Source organism: Maribacter sp. PR1 (assembly GCF_028464145.1).
GTDB lineage: Bacteria > Bacteroidota > Bacteroidia > Flavobacteriales > Flavobacteriaceae > Maribacter.
This window is the reverse complement of the sequence record NZ_JAQPCG010000010.1, coordinates 48,651-71,196: the sequence shown is the minus strand read 5'-3', so window position 1 is coordinate 71,196 and position 22,546 is coordinate 48,651. Positions and strand designations below refer to the sequence as shown.

Below are 22,546 nucleotides of genomic sequence, written 5' to 3'. Positions count from 1 at the left end.
ATTGAAAACTAAAAAATAGCCATTTTCGTAAGACAAATCTTCACCACAATCGAATTGCTACTTAGAGGGAATTAAGTATTATTTAAACTTATGACAATAATACTAGATGCAAAAATATATTTCGAAAATAGGCAGATTATTATTCATTAATTATTAAAATTAAAAAAGAAGAAAACCAAAATTCATAACTCTATCCGAGAGCTTGCTGTATATCGCCAATAATATCATCAATATGTTCCAAGCCCACCGAGATACGGACCATGCCTTCACTGATACCACTTGCGGCCCTTTCCTCGACGGAGAGCTTGCTATGCGTCGTAGACGCAGGATGGGTTACGATACTCCTGGAATCCCCTAAATTGGCGGAAAGGGACAATAGTTTGATAGCATCAAAGAATTTACGCCCAGCTTCCAAGCCACCTTTAACTTCAAAAGCTACAACGCAACCCCCAGCCTTCATTTGCTTTTTGGCTACTTCGTATTTGGGGTGTGATTTTAAAAAGGGATATTTTACCCAATTGACTTTTTCATGACCTTCCAGATACTCTGCCAATTTTAAGGCATTCTCACAATGGCGGTCTACCCTTATGGCCAAAGTTTCCAAACTCTTGCTCAGTACCCACGCATTGAAGGGGGACAAGGCAGGGCCTGTAATTCTTGAGAATCGATATACCTTGTCCATCAATTCACTACTGCCCACCGTAATTCCTGCCAAAACACGACCTTGACCGTCCATCAACTTAGTGCCGGAATGGATGACCAAATCGGCCCCAAATTTGATAGGCTGTTGCAAATACGGTGAGGCAAAACAATTATCGATGACCAATAATACATTATGCTTTTTTGCTATCTGACCCAGCACTTCCAAGTCCAACACATCTACCCCTGGGTTGGTCGGAGTTTCGGCATAGATCAGTTTGGTATTGGGCTGAACGAGGGCATCAATGGAATCTAAATTATGGATATCGAAATAACTGTGTGAAATGTTCCATTTGGGAAAAAAGTTATTGAACAAGGAATGGGTCGAACCAAAAATGCTTTGCGCGGAAACCACATGGTCACCACTATCCAATAAAGCAGCCAAAGTGGAAAATACCGCTGCCATCCCCGAAGCAAAGGCAAAGCCTTGCTCCGCTCCTTCCATCTGGCAGACCTTCTCGACAAATTCGTTCGTATTGGGGTTGGAATATCTAGAATAGATATTACGCTCCTTTTCCTCTGCAAAAGATGCCCGCATATCCTCCGCATCTTCAAAGACAAAACTAGAAGTCAGATACAGGGGAACGGAATGTTCCAGATTCTCCGTTCGTTTTAACTGTGTTCGTATGGCGTTCGTTTCGAATTTTTTGCTGCTCATTGCTTGTTCGTTCCTCGTTTTTCGTTCTTTGTTGTTGGTTGTTGGCAAAAGAAAAAATCACTTTTAACCTTTATCAAAAATCGTTACCAAATGTCTCCTCGAGCGCAGTCGAGAGGTCTTATTAATTAAATATTTAAATTAGGTCTCGTATCTCGTCTGCGCTCGATATGACAGCTCGACCTGACAAATTAAAATCATGGATACAAAAATCATCAAATCCTAACTTCTAAAAATCAGCTTTTCTCCGCAATCCGTAATATATCTCCAAATACTCCTCTTGCAGTAACCGCAGCTCCAGCTCCGGCACCCTGTATCACTAACGGATTCTCTCCATAGGATTCCGTGTAGATCTCTATAATAGAATCTGATCCCTTTACCTGACCCAGCGCACTCTCCTTGGGAACGGATACCAGCTTTACATCCAAAATGCCTTTTTCCTTTTGCAAATCTCCATGCAAATCTCCCACATAACGCAATACATGGTTCGCTTTTTGGTTCTTTTTTATCTCATTGAATTTATCGTCCAAGACCTCCATATGTTCCATAAAGAAATCCACATCCCCTTTTTCCAAGGTCGAAGGAATCAGGTTTTCAATGTTGATGTCCGAAAATTCATTGCTTAAATCCAACTCCCTAGCCAATATCAATAACTTACGTCCCACATCGTTTCCAGAAAGGTCCTCCCGTGGATCCGGTTCTGTAAAACCTTGCAATTTAGCATCCTTTAAAATGGATGAAAAAGAGGTGTCTACCTCCGAAAAGGTATTAAAAATATAACTCAAGGAACCTGAAAAGACCCCTTTGATACGGGTTATATTCTCGCCGGACAAGTGCAACAACTTAATGGTATCTATCAGCGGTAAACCGGCGCCCACATTCGTCTCATATAAATATTGCTTTTGATGTTTATCCAGCTCCTCACGTAGCAATTGATAATAATCGAACCCAAGGGTGTTGGCTATTTTATTCGAGGAAACCACATCAAAACCGTTTTCCACAAAATCGAAATAATGGGCCACAAAATCTTGACTTGCCGTATTATCGATGACAATCAGGTTTTCCAAATGGTTACTCTTCGCAAACTCAATAACATCCTGTACCTCATAGGATTTTCCCTTGCTCTTTATATTGGTCTTCCACTTTCCGGTTACTCCTTTGGCATTTAGCAAGACTTTTCTAGAGTTGGCAATAGCAAAAACCTTTAAATCGATACCCTTACGATCTTCAATGCTTTTTCCGGACTTTAGAATTTGGTCAATTAGGGTGCCACCGACATTTCCATGACCAAATACCGCCAGATTTACCTTTTTACTAACCCCGAAAATCTGACCGTGCATTACGTTCACCGCCTTGGTCAGATCTGATTTTTTGACCACCAAACTCACATTTTTACCGGAAACTGTATTGTTGAACAATAGCGGTACAATCTGATTTTTGATCAACGCATTGAAAGGTTTATGAAAAGTACTTAAGTCCTGACCCACCACCGAAATCACGGAAACATCGGATACGACTTTAATCATATTGATATCCTGGGCCTGGAAATCGCTCGAAAATTCATTCTCCAATGCCTTTTTAGCACGGTCCGCCTTGTCCCGCTTCACCACCAAACCAATTCCCCTTTCCGAAGAACCTTGGGAAATAATGCTTACACTAATATTGATGGCTTCCAGGGTTTTGAAAATACGGGCATCTATCCCCACTTTTCCGAGAAGTCCCCTACCCTCCAAATTTATTAAGGCCACATCCTCGATTAGCGATATGGAACGTATTCCTTCCTTACTGGATTTGGCACTGATCAGCGTACCTTCATTATCATCATTATAGGTATTGAGAATCCTTAAGGGAATATTCTTTTCTATTAATGGGATTATGGTCTTGGCGTGCAGGATGGTCGCCCCAAAATTGGCCATTTCATTGGCTTCCGCATAACTTAAATGGGAAATGCGCCGAGCTTCCTTCACATAATCTGGATTGGCCGTAAAAATACCATCTACATGGGTATAATTTTGTAGTTCTTCGGCATCCAAGAAATTAGCAAGTAGAGCCGCACTATAGTTACTACCATTTCTACCCAGCGTTGTGGTTTCCCCATCTTCCGTAGCTGCGATAAATCCGGTAATAACCGGAACAGTATCATGTGGCAATTCCGAAAACTTCAACAATACCTTTTCTTTAGAAACATGCTCCAGCACTTTGGCATCGCCAAAATTGGCGTCGGTGGTAATCAATTCCCTAGAATCCAAAAATCGGGCATTAATTCCTTTTCCAATCAGTAGTTTGGTCACCAATTTGGCAGAAATCAACTCACCGTGTGCCAGTACCTCATCTTTGATCTTGGCACTATAATCTCCTAACAATGAAACACCCTCGAATAACTTTGCCAAGTTTTTAAATTCCTTGGATAGATTTACATTCCCATAAGTATGTTGCTGATAGCTTTCCAAGGCTTCAAAACCCTCCTTATAGGGTTTTCCTGCGGCCGCCTTTTCCAACAAGCTTTCCAATTGGTCCGTAGCCTTTTCCCTAGCGGACAAAACCACCGCTATATTTTCTCCAGAAGCTACTTTAGATGCTACAACATCCAAAACACGTTCCAGGCCTTCTCCATTACTCAAAGATTTACCCCCGAATTTGAGGACCTTTACCTTTCCTGATTTTCCGTTGGTATTAAATATGGAATGGAGCAATTTTTCCATTTGCTCGAATTCGATCAAGAAAGCGTCGTGTCCGTGAAGCGACTGTACTTCTCCGTAAGTCACATTGCTATTGGCCTGTGCCAATTGCTTAAAAGTATCCTTATTTTCCTTCGCCGTAAAAAACAGGTCGGAGTCCACTCCAACAATATGAATATTGGTATCGCTATTTTGTAGTTTGATGAAGTTTTCTTCCCCATTTCGGGTGACATCAATGGTTTTCAGCAAGTGGTTCATTAACTTATAGGCCGATAACTGAAAGCGCTCCTGTAGCTTTTCACCATGATGCATTAACCAACTTTCCACGTTGAATACTTGAAGTTCTTCGTTGGTACTCCGTTTAAAACGTTCCTTAAAAGACTCCGGTGTTCTATAGCATAACATGGCATGCATGCGCGCATCATGAACCGGTTGTTTGGAATTCACCAAAAACTGCTCTTGAATCTGGCAATTGGCAATAAGCCAGTCCGTCGATTTCCAATCGGATGCCACGGGTACCAAGTGTTGGGTCAGATCTGGATTAATAGCCGCCATTTCCCAGGCAATTCCGCCACCCAAAGAGCCACCGATGATGGCAAATAGGTTTTGGATTTTCAATTTTTCCAGACCCAAGAGAAATATACGGGCCATATCCCCCGCCACAAAATCCTTATAATTTTCTATGATGAACTTATCGTGTCCATTACCTGGAATATTGAAACACAATACCGTATACCTCTGCGTATCGATGCATTTTCCATCACCTATCAAAGAGGCCCACCAACCACCATCACCAGTGACATTGGAATTACCCGTAAGGGCATGATTGACCAAAATTACAGGCGCGGAATGGAGCTTGGCGCCGAACAATTCATAAGAAAGCTCAATATCCTGAGTAACCCCGGAGATGGTCTTATAATCCTTTATATGTAAATGATGTAGCATAAGATGCCAAAATTATTTAATTATCAGCTTTTTAGAAGGAATCCTCGTAATTCTTTTTAACCTCTATTTCGCCGCCGCAAAAGCCTGTTCCAAATCTGCCTTTAAATCACTGATGTCCTCCAAGCCTACGGAAAGACGTATTAAATCTTGACCAACCCCAGCTCCCAATTGTTGTTCCTCTGTCAACTGCTGATGTGTGGTACTAGCAGGATGAATAATTAACGACTTGGTATCTCCAATATTCGCCAAAAGAGAGAATATTTTAGTAGCATCCGTTACTTTTTTGGCAGCTTCAAAACCACCTTTAATTCCGAAGGTCACCAAACCACTTTGTCCCTTTGGCAAGTATTCCTGAGCCAAATCAAAATATTCGTCCCCTTTAAGACCTGGATATTTTACCCAAGCGACCTCATCCCTACTTTGCAGCCATTCTGCAAGTTCCAATGCGTTAGCACTGTGCTGTTTGATTCGCACGGGTAGGGTTTCCAATCCTTGTATAATTTGAAAGGCATTGAACGGGCTTAAAGCACCACCAAAATCTCTAAGGCCTTCTAAAATCAACTTGAACGTAAAGGCTGCGGCTCCTAAAGCTTCACTGTATACCAATCCATGGTAACCGGCGGAAGGTTCCGTAAACTCCGGGAATTTTCCATTGGTCCAATCAAAAGTACCTGCGTCGACGATCGCACCTCCCAAGGACGTACCCTGACCTCCAATATATTTGGTCAAGGAATGGATGACCAAGTTGGCCCCATGTTCAATTGGATTCAACAATGCTGGTGTTGCCACCGTATTGTCCACAATAAACGGAACACCTGCTGCTTTTGCCTCTTTGGATATCGCTTTTAAATCCAATACATCCAATTTTGGATTACCTAGGGATTCCACAAAAAAGGCCCTTGTATTATCCTGTACGGCACTTTTGAAGCTTTCCGGTTTGGATGCATTCACAAAGGTCGTCTTAATTCCAAACCTCGGTAGTGTTACGTTTAGAAGGTTAAAAGTTCCTCCATAAAGGCTGCTAGATGCCACAATATGGTCTCCTGATTTCAATAGGGTTAACAGTCCTGTAGAAATTGCAGCCGTTCCCGATGAAAATACCACAGCTCCTATACCTCCCTCAACAGCAGCCAAACGGTCCTGCAGAATTTGATTGGTAGGATTGTTTAATCGGGTATAGATAAAACCTAATTCCGCCAATGAAAAAAGGTTAGCGGCATGCTCCGTATCATTAAACACGTACGATGATGTCTGATAAATGGGTACAGCTCGTGTTCCACCTGTTTGTGTAGTGTCATGCCCTGCATGTAAGGCGTTTGTTGCTAATTTTTGATCACTCATGATTTTTGTTTTTTAATAGTTAAGTCCCAATCTAATTTGGGACGGGAAAAAATGAATAAAAAAGCCAAACCCCAGCCCGCCGACAATGCAGCTAGGTAAAATCAAAAAAGTTATAAGAAAGTGAAATCGAGAAAATTCGATGACTGTTATCCTTCCCCAAAGGGTAGAATGTAGCACCTTCTTGGTCCCGATAAGTTATCGGGGAACAAGGGTTGCTAAGGCTTCAAAGGGTCCAATCCCTCCACCTTTCTTGATAACTATTCAATATGTGTTTGAACTTATGGATGCAAATATAAGGTCTGAACAATTGAAAAACCTAACCTTTTGTGAAAAATTATTTCAATCTAATAATTTCGTAGGTGTTTGTTATAATTAGCACTTAGTGGTCCTATAATTTACCACTACTCTCATATAGGTCAATATATTTTTGATCTTGCTCCGGAGAGTCTTTATAATACTTTCTTAGTTCAATTAATTCCTTCTTTAATTTCTTGACAGTAGCTGCATAAGCCGGGTCGTTGTACACATTGTTCATTTCGTTGGGGTCTTTTAACCTATCATACAGTTCCCACTCGTCTACATCATAATAAAAATGTACCAGTTTATACGCTTTATTTACCAGACCGTAATGGCGCTTTACCATATGTACGGATGGATATTCATAGTATTGATAGTACACCGCATCCCGTGTCCATTCCTTTTTATTGCCCTTCAAAAGTGGTATTAAACTTTCACCCTGCATATCATCTGGCGGTTGTATGCCTGCAGCTTCTAACATGGTCTGTGCAAAGTCTAAATTTTGTACCATTTCATTTTCTATGGACCCAGCTTGTACCACTTTGGGCCATCTGACCAGTAATGGCGTTTTAAACGATTCATCATAAATAAAACGTTTATCAAACCAACCATGCTCACCCAAATAAAAACCTTGGTCTGAGGTATATATAACGATTGTATTTTCAGCCAGTCCGCTTTCATCTAAGTAATTCAACAATCTACCCACATTATCATCAACGGAAGAAATACTACCCAGATAGTCTTGCATATAGCGCTGATACTTCCACTTCATTTTTTCCCTATCGGTCATTTTGGGCCAATTTTCATAGAAAAAGTTGTTAATTGAATCCAAAACAGGGTCATATTGTGCCTTTTGTTCTGCCGTAGCCCTATTATAAGGACCATAAAAACTATTAGGATATTCCTCTACAACCGGTAGTACCTTACCTTTCATTTTTTCTAAGGTTTCAGGTCTAATTTTGCTGTCATGGCTATACATCATATGCTGAAGCAAATTCATTTCAGCGGTTTTGGCTGCAGTGCCCCTATTCTTATAATCATCAAAAAGTGTAGCAGGTTCAGGGAAGGTTTTTTGTGTAAATTCCTTAAACTTATCCGGTCTTGGCCACCATGGCCTATGGGGTGCCTTATGCAGATACATCATCATAAAAGGCTCATCCGAGGTTCCTTCTCTCTTTAACCAGTCCAAGGAGACATCGGTAATTATATCGGTAACATACCCTTGCTTTCTTATGGTATCACCACTGGTCACAATAAAGTCCGGATTAATATAATTCCCCTGACCCGGTAAAATCATAAATTCATCAACCCCTTTAGGATTATTACCAAAATGAAGTTTCCCGAACATGGCCGTTTTATATCCGTTTTTCTTAAATAGCTGTGGAAAAGTTACCTGAGTGGTATCAAAAGGAAAGTGATTATCTATTTTCCCATTGATATGTGTGTGCTTGCCGGTTAAAATAGTAGCCCTAGATGGCGCACATATGGAATTGGTTACGCTGGCATTTGTAAACAACATCCCCTCCTTTGCCAGGCGATCTATGTTAGGCGTTTCAATAAGTTTATTATCGTACGCGCTTATGGCTTGGTAGGCATGATCATCTGACATTATAAAAATAATGTTAGGTCGTTTGATTTTATTTTCTTGGGTTTGTCCTTCAAGTGGCGAAAGAAATAAAAGCACTACTGCGATAAGTGATATGTATTTCATTTTAAGGATTGTTAATTAGTGAGTTGATTTGTACTAAAAGTAAGGAAATTATACTTTTTATATAGTAACCCATTTGATGATTATCCTTAGGCATTACAATTCAGGAGATAACAAATAAGTTAACCCATGGTAAAATTGCGTGACGTTTAGCTATATAATTTTTTCCGTATTTTAAGTACCCAATTAGGCAAATACAAACCGAATAGAAAATCCTCTCGGATTTTCGTAAGTAGGCTAGAACTAGCAATATATTTTATGGTGTTGACAAATCGTTTTTATTGCCCAATTAATATTAAAGTTACTTTTCCATATTGTTCTTGAGAGTCGTTTGCATCAATTTCATAAGTGTAATTTCCATTTTCAAGAAGTATTTCTCCAACTTAAACTATTGGCTTTAGAGTGTACCTTTCTCCATCAATTTCTAATTCTACAAATGCATACCTATAAGCAGTTTCAAAGGTTTTGTAGCCTGTTATTTCCTAAGAATTAATGTTTTCGAAATTAGTATTTCCAGTTCCAGTGTTTGCAATAATATTTTGAAAATTATATTGACTAACATTTGATAACCGAATATTCAATTCAGACGTTTTGCTATCGTCGTCACCCGGCCAACTCATTGAAATTGAAATAATTAAAATAAGTATTTTTTATCTCTTTTTATTAAATAGATCTGAAAATATCAAAAGGGTTGTGTCGAGTTTACGCCAACGATAGCTGTACGCTTAGTGTCTTTGGCAGCGCGTTGTGTATGGTTTTTTTTGTATTATTCTAGTTCTATTTAATAATCTGGTTTTAGACTTATTAGGATTTATAAATATATAATTTCATACATTTATTTTCTAAGTCTTGCGGTTGTTTAAATTCTAATTAAAGTAATTTATCATATAAATTTACGTTTTAATTTAAGCATACCCCCTGTACATATGGCAATTATGTCCAAGTATATTTTTAACACCGTTATTTTATTCACTCTTATTCTTTCCATTTGCAAAGTTCAATCGCAAAAGAAAGAACCTCTTACTTTTCATAAAATAAAAAATGGGATATCACAAAGTACGGCGACTGTTCTTTTAGAAGACAGTTTTGGTTTTATTTGGATTGGAACCCGAAATGGTCTAAACAGATACGATGGAAAAGATTTTGAAATATTCGATAAAAGTTTAGATAATTTTGAAGGTCTTACTGATGAATATATAGTCTCTTTATATGAGGATGATGAAAATCTATTAATTGGGACTAACCATGGCTTAAGTCTATATGACCGTGGTTTAAATATCGTGAGACCTTATAAGTTTAAGAATGGAGGAAATGAGATGGATTCCAAAAGGTTTGAATCAATAACTAGAATAAATGGAATATTATGGTTGGGTACGGAAACGGACGGCCTGTATAGCTATAACACAGAAACAGGAGAATTAAAACATTTCTTGATCACACGCGAACTTTTAAATTTTAAAAATCCTAAGGCCGACAAAATTATCAATGTAATGCCTTTGGATGATAAACGAATACTTGTTATATCTTCTTACTATTTTTTTATAATAAGTAAGGATATGAAAATCCTAACCAAGACTCCAGAAACAGACGAAATTACCACTGCCATACAGTTGGACAATAACAACTTTTCATTGGGTACCAGTAACGGATTATTAATTGAATTGAACGTAAGTGCTGCGTCCGACCTACTTACCAAAAAAAAGAATATAAGCCCTGGATTCAGCATTCGTTCTTTAGCAGAAAATGGCAATGATGAATTGTGGATAGGCACAGAAAATAATGGTCTATTCATCTATTCAAAGGCCTTGAATAGTATAAGACACATAGAACACAGTGTAACTCGTCCAAATTCCCTTTCGGGTAATTCTATTTGGTCACTATTAAGTACCCGCAATGGTGTTATGTGGGTAGCACCTTATAAAAGTGGCCTTAATTTTTATGATCCAGAATTAATCAAATTCAAACACATTAATACGGACCCATTTAATCCCCAGTCCTTAAGCAATAATTTAGTGAATTGTTTTACTGAGGACACTAAGGGAAATCTATGGATTGGGACTGATGGTGGTGGATTAAATTATTGGGACAGGACACTAGATACATTTGAACATTATTCATTAAAAGACAAAAATTTTGGTAGTAACGTAGTTCTTTCAATACTCCAAAATAAAAAAGATGAACTATGGGCGGGTACATGGGCAAATGGTATAACCATTTTTAATACTGAGAGTAAGAAATTCAAAGAGCTGAACACTCAAAATTCATTTTTAATATCGAATAACATTAGCGGCCTTTTGAAGGACAAGAAGGACAGAATCTGGATCATAAATTTTTTTGGCGGTGTACAAATATATAATCCACAAACAAAAAGTCATGAGACTATTAACCTAGTATCCGAAATCGATGGCACCGAAATTAATTCAATGTATCACATATTTGAAGATAACAAAGGCCATATATGGATCGGCACACTAAATTCAGGTTTATTTAAATTGACTGAAAGTGACAGCGGATGGAAAATTGTTCAATACAATAATGTAAATACTAAAAGGTCATTAAGCAATAATTTTGTCAATACGATTGTCCAGGATAGCAGCAGTATTATTTGGGTGGGTACTCAAGCAAGACTTAATAAATATTTGCCCGAAAGTGATTCTTTCCAAGCCATCACAAAATCGGATGGGCTAAGAAATGATGCCATTAAAGGAATCATAGCCGATAAAAACAACCACTTGTGGTTAAGTACGGAATTTGGTATTACTAGGTATAATACGATTAGTGGTAAAACAATTGATTATGGTGTTGGGGACGGTGTACAGTCGAACGAATTTAACGCAAATTCATTTTTGACTACCAGTAGTGGAGAGTATGTGTTCGGCGGCATAAGAGGTTTTAACATATTTACTGCCAGCAAAGTCGAAAAACGAAAGGACAAACCACCATTATTCATTTCAGAATTGAAAGTATTCAATAAACACGTTTTGCCTAATGATGATTCTGGTATTTTAAAAAAAGCAGTTAGTCAGGTAGATTCACTAATGTTCAATTATAAGCAATCTGTAATTAATATTAATTTTAAAGCCCTAACATTTCGTCACCCGGAGAGGGTGCATTATGCTTATTTTTTGGATGGTTTTGAAACGAAATGGAATTATGTAGGTAATAACCCAAGTGCAACCTATACAAACTTAGATCCTGGCGAGTATACACTAAGAATGAAATCTACCAATTCTGATGGAGTTTGGGTTGATAATGAGTTAGATATTCATATTGAAATTTTACCGCCATTTTGGGGAACGTGGTGGTTCCGGACATTGGTGGCAGCCTTGGTCTTGCTATCCTTTTACAGCGCCTATAACATAAAATTGAGAAATATTAAGAAAAACCAAAGAAGGTTAGAAAGTAAAATTGCTGAACGCACTAAAGAATTGCAACATCAAAAAGATAAACTTGTAGAAGCTGCAAATGAGCTGGAATCAAAAAATGAAGAAATTCAACGGTTTACGTTTGCGGTTTCCCACGATTTGAAAAGCCCTCTTAGTAATATCCAAGGAATTGCAAGTCTAATACCAATGGAAATTGAGATGAAAGATTTTCCAAATATTGAAGAGTATTTAGGGTTTATTGATGTTTCATGTAATAATATGAACGAATTGATTTCTGATATCACTGAAATTGCAAGACTTGGTAAAATTGAAAATAAAAATGAGGTATTGAACACCAATAAACTTTTGAAATTGGAAAGGAATCTCATAAGTGCTAAACTACGTACCGGAAACATACAACTCAATATTGCCGATAATTTACCTGACATATATGGCGATCGAAAAAGAATAATTCAAGTTTTTGGTAATCTTTTGGATAATGCAATTAAATATATGGGCGAACAGCCCAATCCTATAATTACTATATCGGTAGAAGAAAATGGTGACACCAACAGTTTTTTGGTACGTGACAATGGCTCGGGAATGGATAAACATTCCTTAAAAAAGGTATTTTCTGCATTTGAACGTTTTCACTCCGATGTCAAGGGAACTGGCCTTGGCCTCTACATGATAAAACAAATTGCTGTTTCCCATGGCGGAACCATAATTGCCGAGTCAGAAGGCAAGGGAAAAGGAACAACTTTTAAACTTATTCTGCCAACGGCTAAAATTGCTGCACAAAAAGCTAATAAATAACATCTTTTTTTGTAAAAAATTTTTGATAGGAAAACAAACTGCTTTAAAAAGCCAGTTTACTCCAACACCGTAAACTCAATTTTGGAATCTGAAAAGACGGTGTGTGTTTGGGTCTTAAAGTCCTCTGCGTCCGCTTCAAAGATATTTTCCACATAGGTCTGTGGATTTAAATCGATTAAAGGAAACCACGTACTCTGCACCTGAATCTGTAATTTATGGCCTTTTTTAATGGTATGGAAAACATCCTGTAATTTGATGTTTACGGCCGTCTTTTGATTGGGAACAAAAGGTTCTGGATCCGAGAAACTATTCCGAAACCTTCCTCGTAAGACTTCACTACGTACCATTAAATGGTAGTTACTCATTTTAAGGTGACCCTGCATGTCCTCATGAGTCTCTTCGTCCGCAGGGTGTACATCGATAACTTTTACGACCCAATCCGCCGCGGTTCCCGTGGTAGCTACATTTAAATTGGCCATTATATCCCCGGCCAAGGTCAAATCCTCCTGCAAAACGTCGGTTTCAAAGACCAAAACATCAGAACGTCTTGCGGCAAACCTTTGGTCGTCTGTCATATATTTTCTTGGTGTAAATACCGATTTTATATCCTCAGAATACGGTACGGGCTTCTTAACATCACTAATGAACTGTATTCCAGTTTCAGAAACCATTTCCTTAGTCAACTCCTGATTTTCGGATAGATACATATCCCGTTTCTGAACACCTTTGGGTGGCCAAGCATCAAACTGTTTCCACTCTTTCCTACCAGAATCGAACACATAGGCTTCCGGCAAACCGCTCTCCATATCCCCTTCTCCCTTAAGAAAATGATTAAAAAACTTGGTCTCAATATTTTCCTGAAAAAATTCCGAAATTCCATCCCCGAAATAATAATTCCCGACAATATTCTTGCCTCTACTTCTTGCCCATCCGCCGTGGTCCCAAGGTCCAAAGACCAAAGTGTTATAATTATCCTTATTGTATTTTTCAATGGTTTTATACGTTTCCAAGGGACCGTAAAGGTCTTCAGCATCAAATTCTCCTGCAACGACCATAGTTGCCACATGGCTTTTTACATTCTTTAAGTGCTGAATTAAGCCTCTACTTTGCCAAAGCTCATCATAATTTGGATGTTCTTTTAATTCATTCCAGAAATAATCATCCGTTTTTCCATCCATGGCCATTCTTGGGGAATCGCCTGTTTCATACTCAAAGTAGGAATCTAAATTCTTTAATGGCCCGGCATCCAAAAAGAACTGGTATTGATCCTCCGTTCCTAAATCCGGTAAGTTATACCAGGCTGTATCAATAGGTTGATCTCCATCGGGTCTAGGAGTACCAAACAAGCTGGTTGCCCTAAAATAACTCAACAGATAGGCCCCATTGTGGTGAAAGTCGTCAAAAAAGAAATCACCGATACTTGCCTGTGGAGAAGCAGCCTTTAACGCCGGATGGGCATCTACAGTAGCATAGGTTGAATAGAAACCGGGATACGAAATACCCCAAATACCTACCCTACCATTATTGTTCTCGACATTATTGACTAACCACTCTATGGTATCGTACGTATCCGAACTTTCGTCAACATCCTGATCTGAACTTTTAAAAGGTATGTAGGCCCTCATGTTTTCATAATTTCCTTCACTCAACCATCTTCCCCGCACATCTTGATACACAACAATATACCCCTCTTTCATCATATGTACATTGGGTGCAATTTTCTCCTTAAATTCACCTTCACCATATGGCCGTGAACTGTAGGGCGTACGCTGCATAATAATGGGATATTGCACTGAAGTATCCTTGGGGGAATAAATCGTGGTGTGTAACGTTTTACCGTCGCGCATTGCTATATCCACTTCCTGTTTGGTATAGTTATCTTCCACATAGGTATCAGATGCGATTTCCGCTTCTCCCGTTTGGGTCGTTCTTTTACAAGAATAACTAAGGGATACAAGAATAAAAAGGGCAAAAAGGGTTTTAAAAATGGATTTTGGCATCATGGTGAATTTTAATGATAAAGCTAACAAAGAATGATTACTCTTTAAAATAAAAAAAGGGAACCACATCAGGTTCCCTTTTTTTATTCTTTATAATTCGAAGATTAAATTCCAAACGCCACTTTTACATCATTGACCATGTCCAATTTTTCCCAAGTGAACAACTCTACCTCTTTCTCTATCCTACCATTGTAGGGCGATTCAAATACCTTGACTACCATTTTCGGTTCCTTGCCCATATGTCCATATGCCGCGGTTTCCAGATAAATTGGATTTCTAAGTTTTAAACGTTCTTCTACGGCAAAAGGTCTTAAGTCAAACAACTGGCGTACCTTTCTAGCAATATCCCCATCACTCAATTGAACATTTGAAGTTCCATACGTTTCCACAAAAATAGAGGTAGGTTCAACTACACCTATGGCATAACTTACCTGTACCAAAATTTCATCTGCCACGCCTGCAGCAACCAGGTTTTTTGCAATATGCCTCGCGGCGTATGCAGCACTACGGTCTACCTTGCTGGGATCCTTCCCACTAAAGGCTCCGCCACCATGTGCTCCTTTTCCACCGTAAGTGTCCACAATAATCTTTCTACCAGTAAGCCCGGTATCTCCATGAGGTCCACCGATAACAAATTTACCTGTAGGGTTAATATGATACGTAATCTGATCATCGAACAATTTCTGGATATCTTCCGGTAACTGAGCCTTTACTTTAGGCATAAGGATGGATATAATGTCAGATTTTATTTTATCCAACATGACCTCATCGTTCCTATCAAAGGCGTCGTGCTGTGTAGAAACCACAATCGTATCTATTCGCTGAGGCACATTCTCATCGGAATATTCAATGGTGACCTGTGCCTTGGCATCCGGTCTTAGGTAATTAATTTCTTTACCATCTTTTCGTAATACCGATAGCGTATGCAAAATCTTATGGGATATGTCCAAGGCCAAGGGCATGTAGTTCTCGGTTTCCTTCGTCGCATAGCCAAACATCATTCCTTGGTCACCCGCTCCCTGTTCTTCTTTGGAACCTCTATCGACTCCTTGGTTTATGTCCTGCGATTGTTCGTGGATAAGCGATATAACTCCACAGGAATCACCACTAAATTGATATTCCCCTTTGGTATAACCTATGTTATTTATGACTTCTCGAGCAATGTTTTGCACGTCCAAATAGGTGTGGCTCTTAACCTCACCGGCTAAAACTACTTGACCGGTAGTGACCAAGGTCTCACAGGCTACTTTGCTTTCTGGATCGAAGGCCAAAAAATGATCTAATAAAGCATCACTAATTTGGTCCGCCACTTTGTCCGGATGCCCTTCACTAACAGATTCTGATGTAAATAAATACGCCATTTTTTATTCTTTTTTTGAAGGATTTACAAGTAAGTACTAAAGGTAGCGTTGCTTTCTCTTGAAGAGTTATCGAATCGAATTCGATACAAAACTGCTTTAGCATTTTTAACGAGGTTGCAATCAGTCAAATCCTTCCTCTTAATTTACTCGGCAAAAGTATGAAAATAGTTTCTTTTTAAAATGATTTAACGGCTTTTTATAAATCTAGGACTACTCCTGAAACCTTCAAAAGTTATTAAGGGTATTTCAACTACTATTTTTTCTAAAACTTAATATACTTCGTATATTGTACGCTACAACTTTTTCGAATAACCTAACCGTAAATACGACCAAAATGCACATTGCCGTTGCTGGAAACATTGGAGCTGGTAAAACCACTTTAACACGATTATTGGCCAAACATTATAAGTGGGAAGCGCACTTTGAAGACGTTGTAGACAATCCATATTTGGATGATTTTTACACCCAAATGGAACGTTGGAGTTTTAATCTGCAAATCTACTTTTTGAACAGTCGTTACCGGCAAATAGTTCAGATTCGAGAAACAGGAAAAGATGTTATCCAGGACCGAACCATTTACGAGGATGCCCATATTTTTGCCCCCAATCTACACGCTATGGGATTGATGACCAATAGGGACTTCAAAAACTACTCCAGTCTATTTGAGCTCATGGAATCCTTGGTGGAACCCCCGGAACTTCTCATATATTTAAGAAGCTCTATTCCCAACCTGGTAAAGCAAATACATAAACGTGGAAGGGAATATGAAAATAGTATTTCTATTGACTATTTAAGCAGACTTAACGAACGCTATGAGGCTTGGGTACATGGTTATCAAAAAGGCAAACTATTGGTCATAGATGTGGATGAAATGGATTTTGTAGACGACCCGGAAGACTTAGGTCGCGTAATCAACAAAATTGACGCTGAAATCAATGGTCTCTTTTAAATAGAATCTACTCAATAAATCCATGCTTCCTTGCATGTTCTATGGCCTGCTCAGTCTTTTTGACCATTAGAAAAGGTATACTTTTAAAACCGACAAAAAGATTGGAAACCCGCGTCATTCTCCTGACATGTGAGACACTTCGTAAATAAATGGCCTTGACCCTATTTGGGAACATGTTGGATATTTCGATATAAATATCGGCATCTCGTTCACCACTATCGCCAATGAGAATAAATGACAATTCTGGATAGGTATTAAAAATATTGATTATCTCCTTTTGCTTTTGCGGTTTATCGTCACTCTGATATCTTCTCCTAAAGCTCGACATACTTCTTAATAAAATAGGGCCTTTAGGGAAATCGTTGGTCGTTAAAAAAAGTTCCAAGTACCTATATAAGTTCCAGGGGCTATGGCTTACATAAAAAATAGGGTTTGCTTCATTTCCTGCCTTTCCCCGATGTAACTGATGATAAAAATCCGCAGCCCCTTCCAAGGGCTTTCTGTTCGTTGCCCTTTTAAAAATAGTATTAAGTATTACTTTCCATTTTAATGAGGAGACTACCCCAGTATGAAGAATGGTATCATCTATATCACTAATGACCCCAAAACGAGCTTTATCACCGGGAATTAACATCTCACCCGGGAACCGATTTTGGTTTAAAATTTCACGCTTCAGGTTCGTGTCCAAAAAAGAGGTTTCGAATTTCACCCATCCTTCCCCATTCATATATAGAGAAAGATTTTTGATATTTTCATTAATACGATAGTAGCCCTCATCATCAGTCTTTCCTTCCAATGCCTTGTTATCCTCAAATAGAATTTTTATAGGTGTGTTTCTGATTTCATCCGTTTCAAATCGTTTCCAAGTATTCACCAAAAGCCTAAAAGCACCTTTATTTCCAAGGTCTATATTCTCATCCTCAAGTGCTCTACCCCTTACATAAAACCTGTTTTTAGTTCCATATCCGTTAAAAGCAATGATTTGTAGCTTATCCTTTTTCCAGAATCCATTCATACTAAAAATGCCAATTTTCTGGCCATAACCACATAATTAATAACCCAATGACAATGGAAATACCGAATGCGATACCTATCCATTTCATCATTTTTTTTGTACCCAAAACGGCTGCCATTATACCCTTAAAAAACAAATTAGACAAGGAAGCCAATAATATTAAACGCCACCCCGTCGTTGTCGCCAAGCCGTCACCTTTCATTAAATTCGAAATGGATAATGTAATGGCATCCACATCCGTTAGACCACTTATAATTGCCACTATATAGAGCCCTTCATTTCCAAATTTTTCTTTGGTAAAGGCAACCGCTAATAATATAAAACCATAAAGAAGTCCAAATACCAAAGCACTTTTGAACTGTGCAGGATTATCGGGTTCGGGCATTTTATCATCATTATTTTCTTTGTTAATCAAGTAAAACAAGCCTACGCACAATAATGCCATACAGACCAACTCGAAAATAAGTGGTAGTGCGATGAAGTTCAACTTTTCTGGAATCACTACTCCCACTTCGAACATTATACGTACCAGTGCAATAGCAGAGGCCGTTGTAATGATGAATGCCGCAATTAAATCGACATTCTTGGCATTTTTGGTTTTTTTTGCGTAACTGACCGTAGTTGCCGTACTGCTGATAAGCCCACCCAAAACCCCATTGGAAATAATGCCGGCCTTTTTTCCCAAAAATTTATAGATAAAATAGCCCACTACACTTATCCCGACAATAAGGACCACCATGAGCCAAATATTGTGAGGGTTTAGAACATCATAGGGACCATAGGTTTGATTCGGTAGTATGGGTAGAATGATTAAGGATATTCCGGCAAAAGTCATTATTGCGGCCAAATCCTTTTCCATTAAATTTTCAATAAAATCGTGCAAATGCTCTTTGGCATAAAGTAAGACGGCCATTAAGCCACCGACAATAATACCAATGACCTGATTTCCCAACACCAAATATGCACCAATTGCAAACATCAGTAATGCCGCTACCTCTGTGGTTTGCCCTACATCGGCATCTTCAAACTTTTTGAGTTTTATTATGTTGGCAACAATTAAAAGTCCAGTTAAACTTAAGCCCAACACGGGAAGTATATAGGGGTTTTCAAAATCACGTGTCAAAAAAGCCGATAACACCCCTAATATGGCAATGAGTGTAAATGTACGAACCCCGGCCATTTTGTTATCGGTTCGTTGCCTTTGCAAACCGACCAAAAGCCCCAATCCAAAAGCAATTCCCAAGGTTGACAAATCACTGTAGTCCATAGCACCATGAATATACTATAATTACCAAAAAAATGATGGAGCAAAAACTTAATAATTTAACTCTTATTAAAACATGTTAACCATTTAATACCGAGACAGCCTAAATATCTCAACTTCCCTCATTGATACGTAGGTCTCCCTCATTGCCGATTGCCAATTCTCATTAAAGCGTTTAGTTTCATGGTAAGCATAAAACTAAAGTTGAACCAGGCTTTAAACTAAGAAGCCACAAATTTTAAAAAGATGGAACCGAAAAAAAATCCTAAAAAAGACCTCAACAATAGAAGCAGTCTGTATTTTGTACTTGGACTTTTACTTGTGATGTGCTTGGCCTTAATAGCCTTGGAATGGAAAACGTATGACTCAGAGAACATATACGACATAAGCATGAACATTACCCCTAGTGAAATAGAGGAAGACCCTATAGAAAAATTCAAAGTTGAAAAGCCAAAAATAAAACAAGTTTTACCACCGGAGATTAAAATAGAAGAAGATAACGTTGAAATCGAGGAGACTGAAATTTTATCTTCGGAAGTAAACAAGGATACTAAGATATTAGAACCGGAAGATATTGAAGTAGAAGAAGCTGAGGAGGAAGTACATGTAAATTGGATTACCATTGAGGAAGTTCCTGTTTTCCCGGGATGTGAAAACGCCAAAGATAAACGAGCCTGTTTCAACGAAATGATTCAAAAGCACATCCAAAAAAACTTTCGTTATCCCGAAATAGCACAAGAAATGGGCATTCAAGGAAGAGTGAGCACACAATTCGTAATCAAAAACGACGGTAGTATCGGAGCCATTCTAAAAAGAGGGCCCCATACAATTTTAGAGGAAGAAGCAACCAGAATTCTTTCGAAACTACCAAAAATGACGCCGGGAAAACAACGGGGAACCCCAGTAAAAGTATCTTTCAGTATCCCGATTAATTTTAAACTACAGTAAAAGAAAAAGGCATCAACTCGAGTTGATGCCTTCAATAATTTATAAACGTAGGAATTACTTACGGATGTCCACCTTTTCAATAGTAACTTCCGTTTTAGTTCCTTTTTTGTCTATTGTTGTATTCTCAAATGCCTTCAATTGCTCCTCAACCTCTTCCTGTGTACCTTCAAAAGTGACTTCTTCAGTTTCTGAAATTCCATCGACAGTTGTGGTATAAGTTACGGTAGCATTGGCCTCATCTGAATTATCAATATCAAGGTTTACCATAATCTCCTTAGTTTGAGTATTCAAAGCCATACCCTCATCCTCTGTATGTCCGCCTAGTATAGGAGCTATGACCAGTCCAATTAAACAAGTTAACTTAATTAGAATGTTCATGGAAGGACCGGAAGTATCCTTAAATGGGTCACCTACCGTATCACCAGTTACGGCCGCTTTATGGGCATCGGAACCTTTGTACGTCATTTGTCCGTTGATTTCCACACCAGCCTCAAACGATTTTTTAGCGTTATCCCATGCACCACCAGCATTATTCTGGAAAATGGCCCATAAAACTCCGGAAACGGTTACACCGGCCATATATCCCCCTAACATTTCTGCAATGGCCAAACTGTTCATTCCAAAGATCATCGGAACAAAAGCAATTAACAACGGAAAACCGATAGTCAATAATCCCGGCAACATCATTTCCTTTAAGGAAGCTTGTGTTGAGATAGCCACACATTTGTCATATTCCGGTTTACCAGTTCCTTCCATAATACCTGGAATTGCCTTGAATTGGCGTCTAACCTCCTGTACCATTTCCATAGCAGCTTTTCCAACAGCATTCATTGCCAAAGCGGAAAAAACAACGGGAACCATTCCCCCTACAAACAACATAGACAATACAGGTGCCTTAAAAATATTAATTCCATCGATACCGGTAAAGGTCACATAAGCCGCAAAAAGAGCTAAGGATGTCAAAGCTGCAGATGCTATTGCAAAGCCTTTTCCTGTAGCTGCCGTGGTATTCCCAACGGAATCCAAGATATCTGTCCTTTCTCTGACAATTGGCTCTTGCTCACTCATCTCGGCGATACCACCAGCATTATCGGAAATTGGGCCAAAAGCGTCTATAGCCAACTGCATAGCCGTAGTCGCCATCATTGCCGAAGCTGCCAATGCCACTCCATAGAAGCCTGCGAAGGCATATGATGCCCAAATGGCTCCTGCAAATAAAAGCACGGATGGAAAAGTAGATATCATACCTGTTGCCAAACCTGCAATGATATTGGTCCCAGCGCCTGTAGAAGACTGTTGTACAATCTTTAAAATTGGTTTTTTACCAAGTCCTGTATAGTATTCGGTTACGGAAGATATCACAGCACCTACGACCAAGCCCACCAAAGTAGCCAAGAAGACCCTAAGTGAGGAAATTTCTTGTAAACCTTCTCCAAAAAATTCCATCTTCATGGTTTCAGGAAGCATCCAAGTAACCAAAGCATAACAAGAAACCGCAACTAAAATGATAGAGGTCCAGTTACCAACATTCAGTGCACCCATTACTTGAGCCTCTTTCGCTTCATTATTTTTAATTTTCACCAACATGGTACCTATAATGGAAATAACTATTCCCGCACCTGCAATTGCCATGGGTAACAATATAGGACCTATTCCTCCGAAGGCATCGGTAATACTACCTCCCATATCCTTAATTACATAGTTGCCCAGCACCATGGCGGCCAATACCGTCGCTACATAAGAACCGAACAAATCAGCCCCCATACCGGCAACATCCCCGACATTATCACCTACATTATCCGCAATAGTTGCGGGGTTTCTTGGGTCATCCTCCGGAATACCGGCCTCAACCTTACCGACCAAATCCGCACCAACATCGGCAGCCTTTGTGTAGATTCCACCACCAACTCTTGCAAAAAGAGCGATAGATTCAGCTCCTAAAGAAAATCCAGCCAAAGTTTCCAATACAATGGTCATATCCATAGTCGAGGTCCAAACACCTCCCATGAAAAATTGAAAGAATACGATAAAAAATGTCGTAAGACCTAATACTGCCAATCCAGCTACACCAAGTCCCATAACAGTACCACCACCAAAAGATATTTTTAAGGCATTGGGCAAACTAGTTCGTGCCGCTTGGGTGGTCCTTACATTTGTCTTGGTAGCTATTTTCATTCCTATATTCCCTGCAAAAGCAGAAAAAATTGCACCAAAAATAAAAGAGACAACAATTAGCCAATGCGTTGTTGGAACTACAAATGAAACGACAGCCAACAGGACACTTACTACAATTACAAATATCGATAAGAGTTTGTACTCGGCACTTAAAAATGCAAGGGCACCCTCGTAGATGTAATCTGAAATCTCCTTCATTTTTCCATCGCCGGCATTTTGTTTCATTACCCAAGATCTTTTTACTCCCATGTAAATTAGACCCAATACTGCCATAGCTATTGGCATATAAATCATAAGTGATTCCATTTAATTTGTTGTTTGATAGTTATT

At 38.9% G+C, this 22,546-nt stretch carries 12 protein-coding genes and 1 riboswitch; of the genes, 3 read left to right on the top strand and 9 right to left on the bottom strand.

The annotated features are described in order from the left end of the window. Window positions 1–190 precede the first annotated feature (190 nt). The 4 genes from PP182_RS18645 to PP182_RS18630 all read right to left on the bottom strand — a co-directional run bounded on the left by PP182_RS18645 (window position 191) and on the right by PP182_RS18630 (window position 8,326). A complete protein-coding gene (locus PP182_RS18645; RefSeq protein WP_272652865.1) occupies window positions 191–1,357 on the bottom strand; it encodes a trans-sulfuration enzyme family protein in 1,167 nt (388 codons plus the stop codon). Between the two features lie 233 nt (window positions 1,358–1,590). Continuing rightward, a complete protein-coding gene (gene thrA / locus PP182_RS18640; RefSeq protein ID WP_272652783.1) occupies window positions 1,591–4,977 on the bottom strand; it encodes a bifunctional aspartate kinase/homoserine dehydrogenase I in 3,387 nt (1,128 codons plus the stop codon). Between the two features lie 63 nt (window positions 4,978–5,040). Continuing rightward, window positions 5,041–6,318, bottom strand: a complete 1,278-nt coding sequence (locus PP182_RS18635) for an O-acetylhomoserine aminocarboxypropyltransferase/cysteine synthase family protein (RefSeq protein ID WP_272652782.1) — start codon at window positions 6,316–6,318, stop codon at window positions 5,041–5,043. 143 nt (window positions 6,319–6,461) lie between these two features. Beyond that, a riboswitch (SAM riboswitch) is annotated at window positions 6,462–6,578 on the bottom strand. Window positions 6,579–6,706: 128 nt separating this feature from the next. Then, window positions 6,707–8,326: a sulfatase family protein gene (locus PP182_RS18630; protein ID WP_272652781.1), complete on the bottom strand. Its 1,620-nt coding sequence runs from the start codon at window positions 8,324–8,326 to the stop codon at window positions 6,707–6,709. 932 nt (window positions 8,327–9,258) lie between these two features. Here PP182_RS18630 and PP182_RS18625 point away from each other — a divergent pair. After that, on the top strand, window positions 9,259–12,504 hold the full coding sequence (locus tag PP182_RS18625; RefSeq protein ID WP_272652780.1) for a ligand-binding sensor domain-containing protein: 3,246 nt from the start codon (window positions 9,259–9,261) through the stop codon (window positions 12,502–12,504). Between the two features lie 56 nt (window positions 12,505–12,560). On the opposite strand, the gene PP182_RS18620 is transcribed toward PP182_RS18625, so the two are convergent. Together PP182_RS18620 and metK are read right to left on the bottom strand one after the other, a co-directional pair. Then, window positions 12,561–14,504 (bottom strand): CocE/NonD family hydrolase, encoded by a 1,944-nt coding sequence (locus PP182_RS18620; RefSeq protein WP_272652779.1) that lies wholly within the window; start codon window positions 14,502–14,504, stop codon window positions 12,561–12,563. A 104-nt stretch (window positions 14,505–14,608) separates the two neighbouring features. Next, entirely contained in the window at window positions 14,609–15,865 is a 1,257-nt protein-coding gene (gene metK, locus PP182_RS18615; RefSeq protein ID WP_272652778.1) for a methionine adenosyltransferase, read from the bottom strand. 334 nt (window positions 15,866–16,199) lie between these two features. Between metK and PP182_RS18610 the strand changes: the two genes are divergently transcribed. Beyond that, entirely contained in the window at window positions 16,200–16,814 is a 615-nt protein-coding gene (locus PP182_RS18610; RefSeq protein ID WP_272652864.1) for a deoxynucleoside kinase, read from the top strand. 7 nt (window positions 16,815–16,821) lie between these two features. Here PP182_RS18610 and PP182_RS18605 read toward each other — a convergent pair whose 3' ends face one another. Together PP182_RS18605 and PP182_RS18600 are read right to left on the bottom strand one after the other, a co-directional pair. Then, the gene (locus tag PP182_RS18605; RefSeq protein ID WP_272652777.1) at window positions 16,822–17,829 is read right to left on the bottom strand and encodes an App1 family protein; all 1,008 of its coding nucleotides are present in this window, start codon (window positions 17,827–17,829) and stop codon (window positions 16,822–16,824) included. Window position 17,830: 1 nt separating this feature from the next. Beyond that, window positions 17,831–19,096 carry an MgtC/SapB family protein gene (locus PP182_RS18600; RefSeq protein WP_272652776.1) on the bottom strand — a complete coding sequence of 422 codons (1,266 nt, stop codon included), beginning with the start codon at window positions 19,094–19,096 and terminating at the stop codon, window positions 17,831–17,833. Between the two features lie 243 nt (window positions 19,097–19,339). Here PP182_RS18600 and PP182_RS18595 point away from each other — a divergent pair, with 243 nt between their 5' ends. After that, complete coding sequence (locus PP182_RS18595) at window positions 19,340–20,041, top strand: energy transducer TonB (RefSeq protein ID WP_272652775.1); 702 nt, start codon at window positions 19,340–19,342, stop codon at window positions 20,039–20,041. Between the two features lie 54 nt (window positions 20,042–20,095). On the opposite strand, the gene PP182_RS18590 is transcribed toward PP182_RS18595, so the two are convergent. Next, entirely contained in the window at window positions 20,096–22,522 is a 2,427-nt protein-coding gene (locus PP182_RS18590; RefSeq protein ID WP_272652774.1) for a sodium-translocating pyrophosphatase, read from the bottom strand. Between the last annotated feature and the right edge of the window lie 24 nt (window positions 22,523–22,546).

Excerpts from the sequence above, each read along its gene's own strand:
- PP182_RS18635 (WP_272652782.1), bottom strand. The coding sequence starts at position 6,318 with ATGAGTGATCAAAAATTAGCAACAAACGCCTTACATGCAGGGCATGAC.
- PP182_RS18620 (WP_272652779.1), bottom strand. The coding sequence starts at position 14,504 with ATGCCAAAATCCATTTTTAAAACCCTTTTTGCCCTTTTTATTCTTGTA.
- thrA (WP_272652783.1), bottom strand. The coding sequence starts at position 4,977 with ATGCTACATCATTTACATATAAAGGATTATAAGACCATCTCCGGGGTT.
- PP182_RS18595 (WP_272652775.1), top strand. The coding sequence starts at position 19,340 with ATGGAACCGAAAAAAAATCCTAAAAAAGACCTCAACAATAGAAGCAGT.
- PP182_RS18625 (WP_272652780.1), top strand. The coding sequence starts at position 9,259 with ATGTCCAAGTATATTTTTAACACCGTTATTTTATTCACTCTTATTCTT.
- metK (WP_272652778.1), bottom strand. The coding sequence starts at position 15,865 with ATGGCGTATTTATTTACATCAGAATCTGTTAGTGAAGGGCATCCGGAC.
- PP182_RS18600 (WP_272652776.1), bottom strand. The coding sequence starts at position 19,096 with ATGGACTACAGTGATTTGTCAACCTTGGGAATTGCTTTTGGATTGGGG.
- PP182_RS18645 (WP_272652865.1), bottom strand. The coding sequence starts at position 1,357 with ATGAGCAGCAAAAAATTCGAAACGAACGCCATACGAACACAGTTAAAA.
- PP182_RS18605 (WP_272652777.1), bottom strand. The coding sequence starts at position 17,829 with ATGAATGGATTCTGGAAAAAGGATAAGCTACAAATCATTGCTTTTAAC.
- PP182_RS18610 (WP_272652864.1), top strand. The coding sequence starts at position 16,200 with ATGCACATTGCCGTTGCTGGAAACATTGGAGCTGGTAAAACCACTTTA.
- PP182_RS18590 (WP_272652774.1), bottom strand. The coding sequence starts at position 22,522 with ATGGAATCACTTATGATTTATATGCCAATAGCTATGGCAGTATTGGGT.
- PP182_RS18630 (WP_272652781.1), bottom strand. The coding sequence starts at position 8,326 with ATGAAATACATATCACTTATCGCAGTAGTGCTTTTATTTCTTTCGCCA.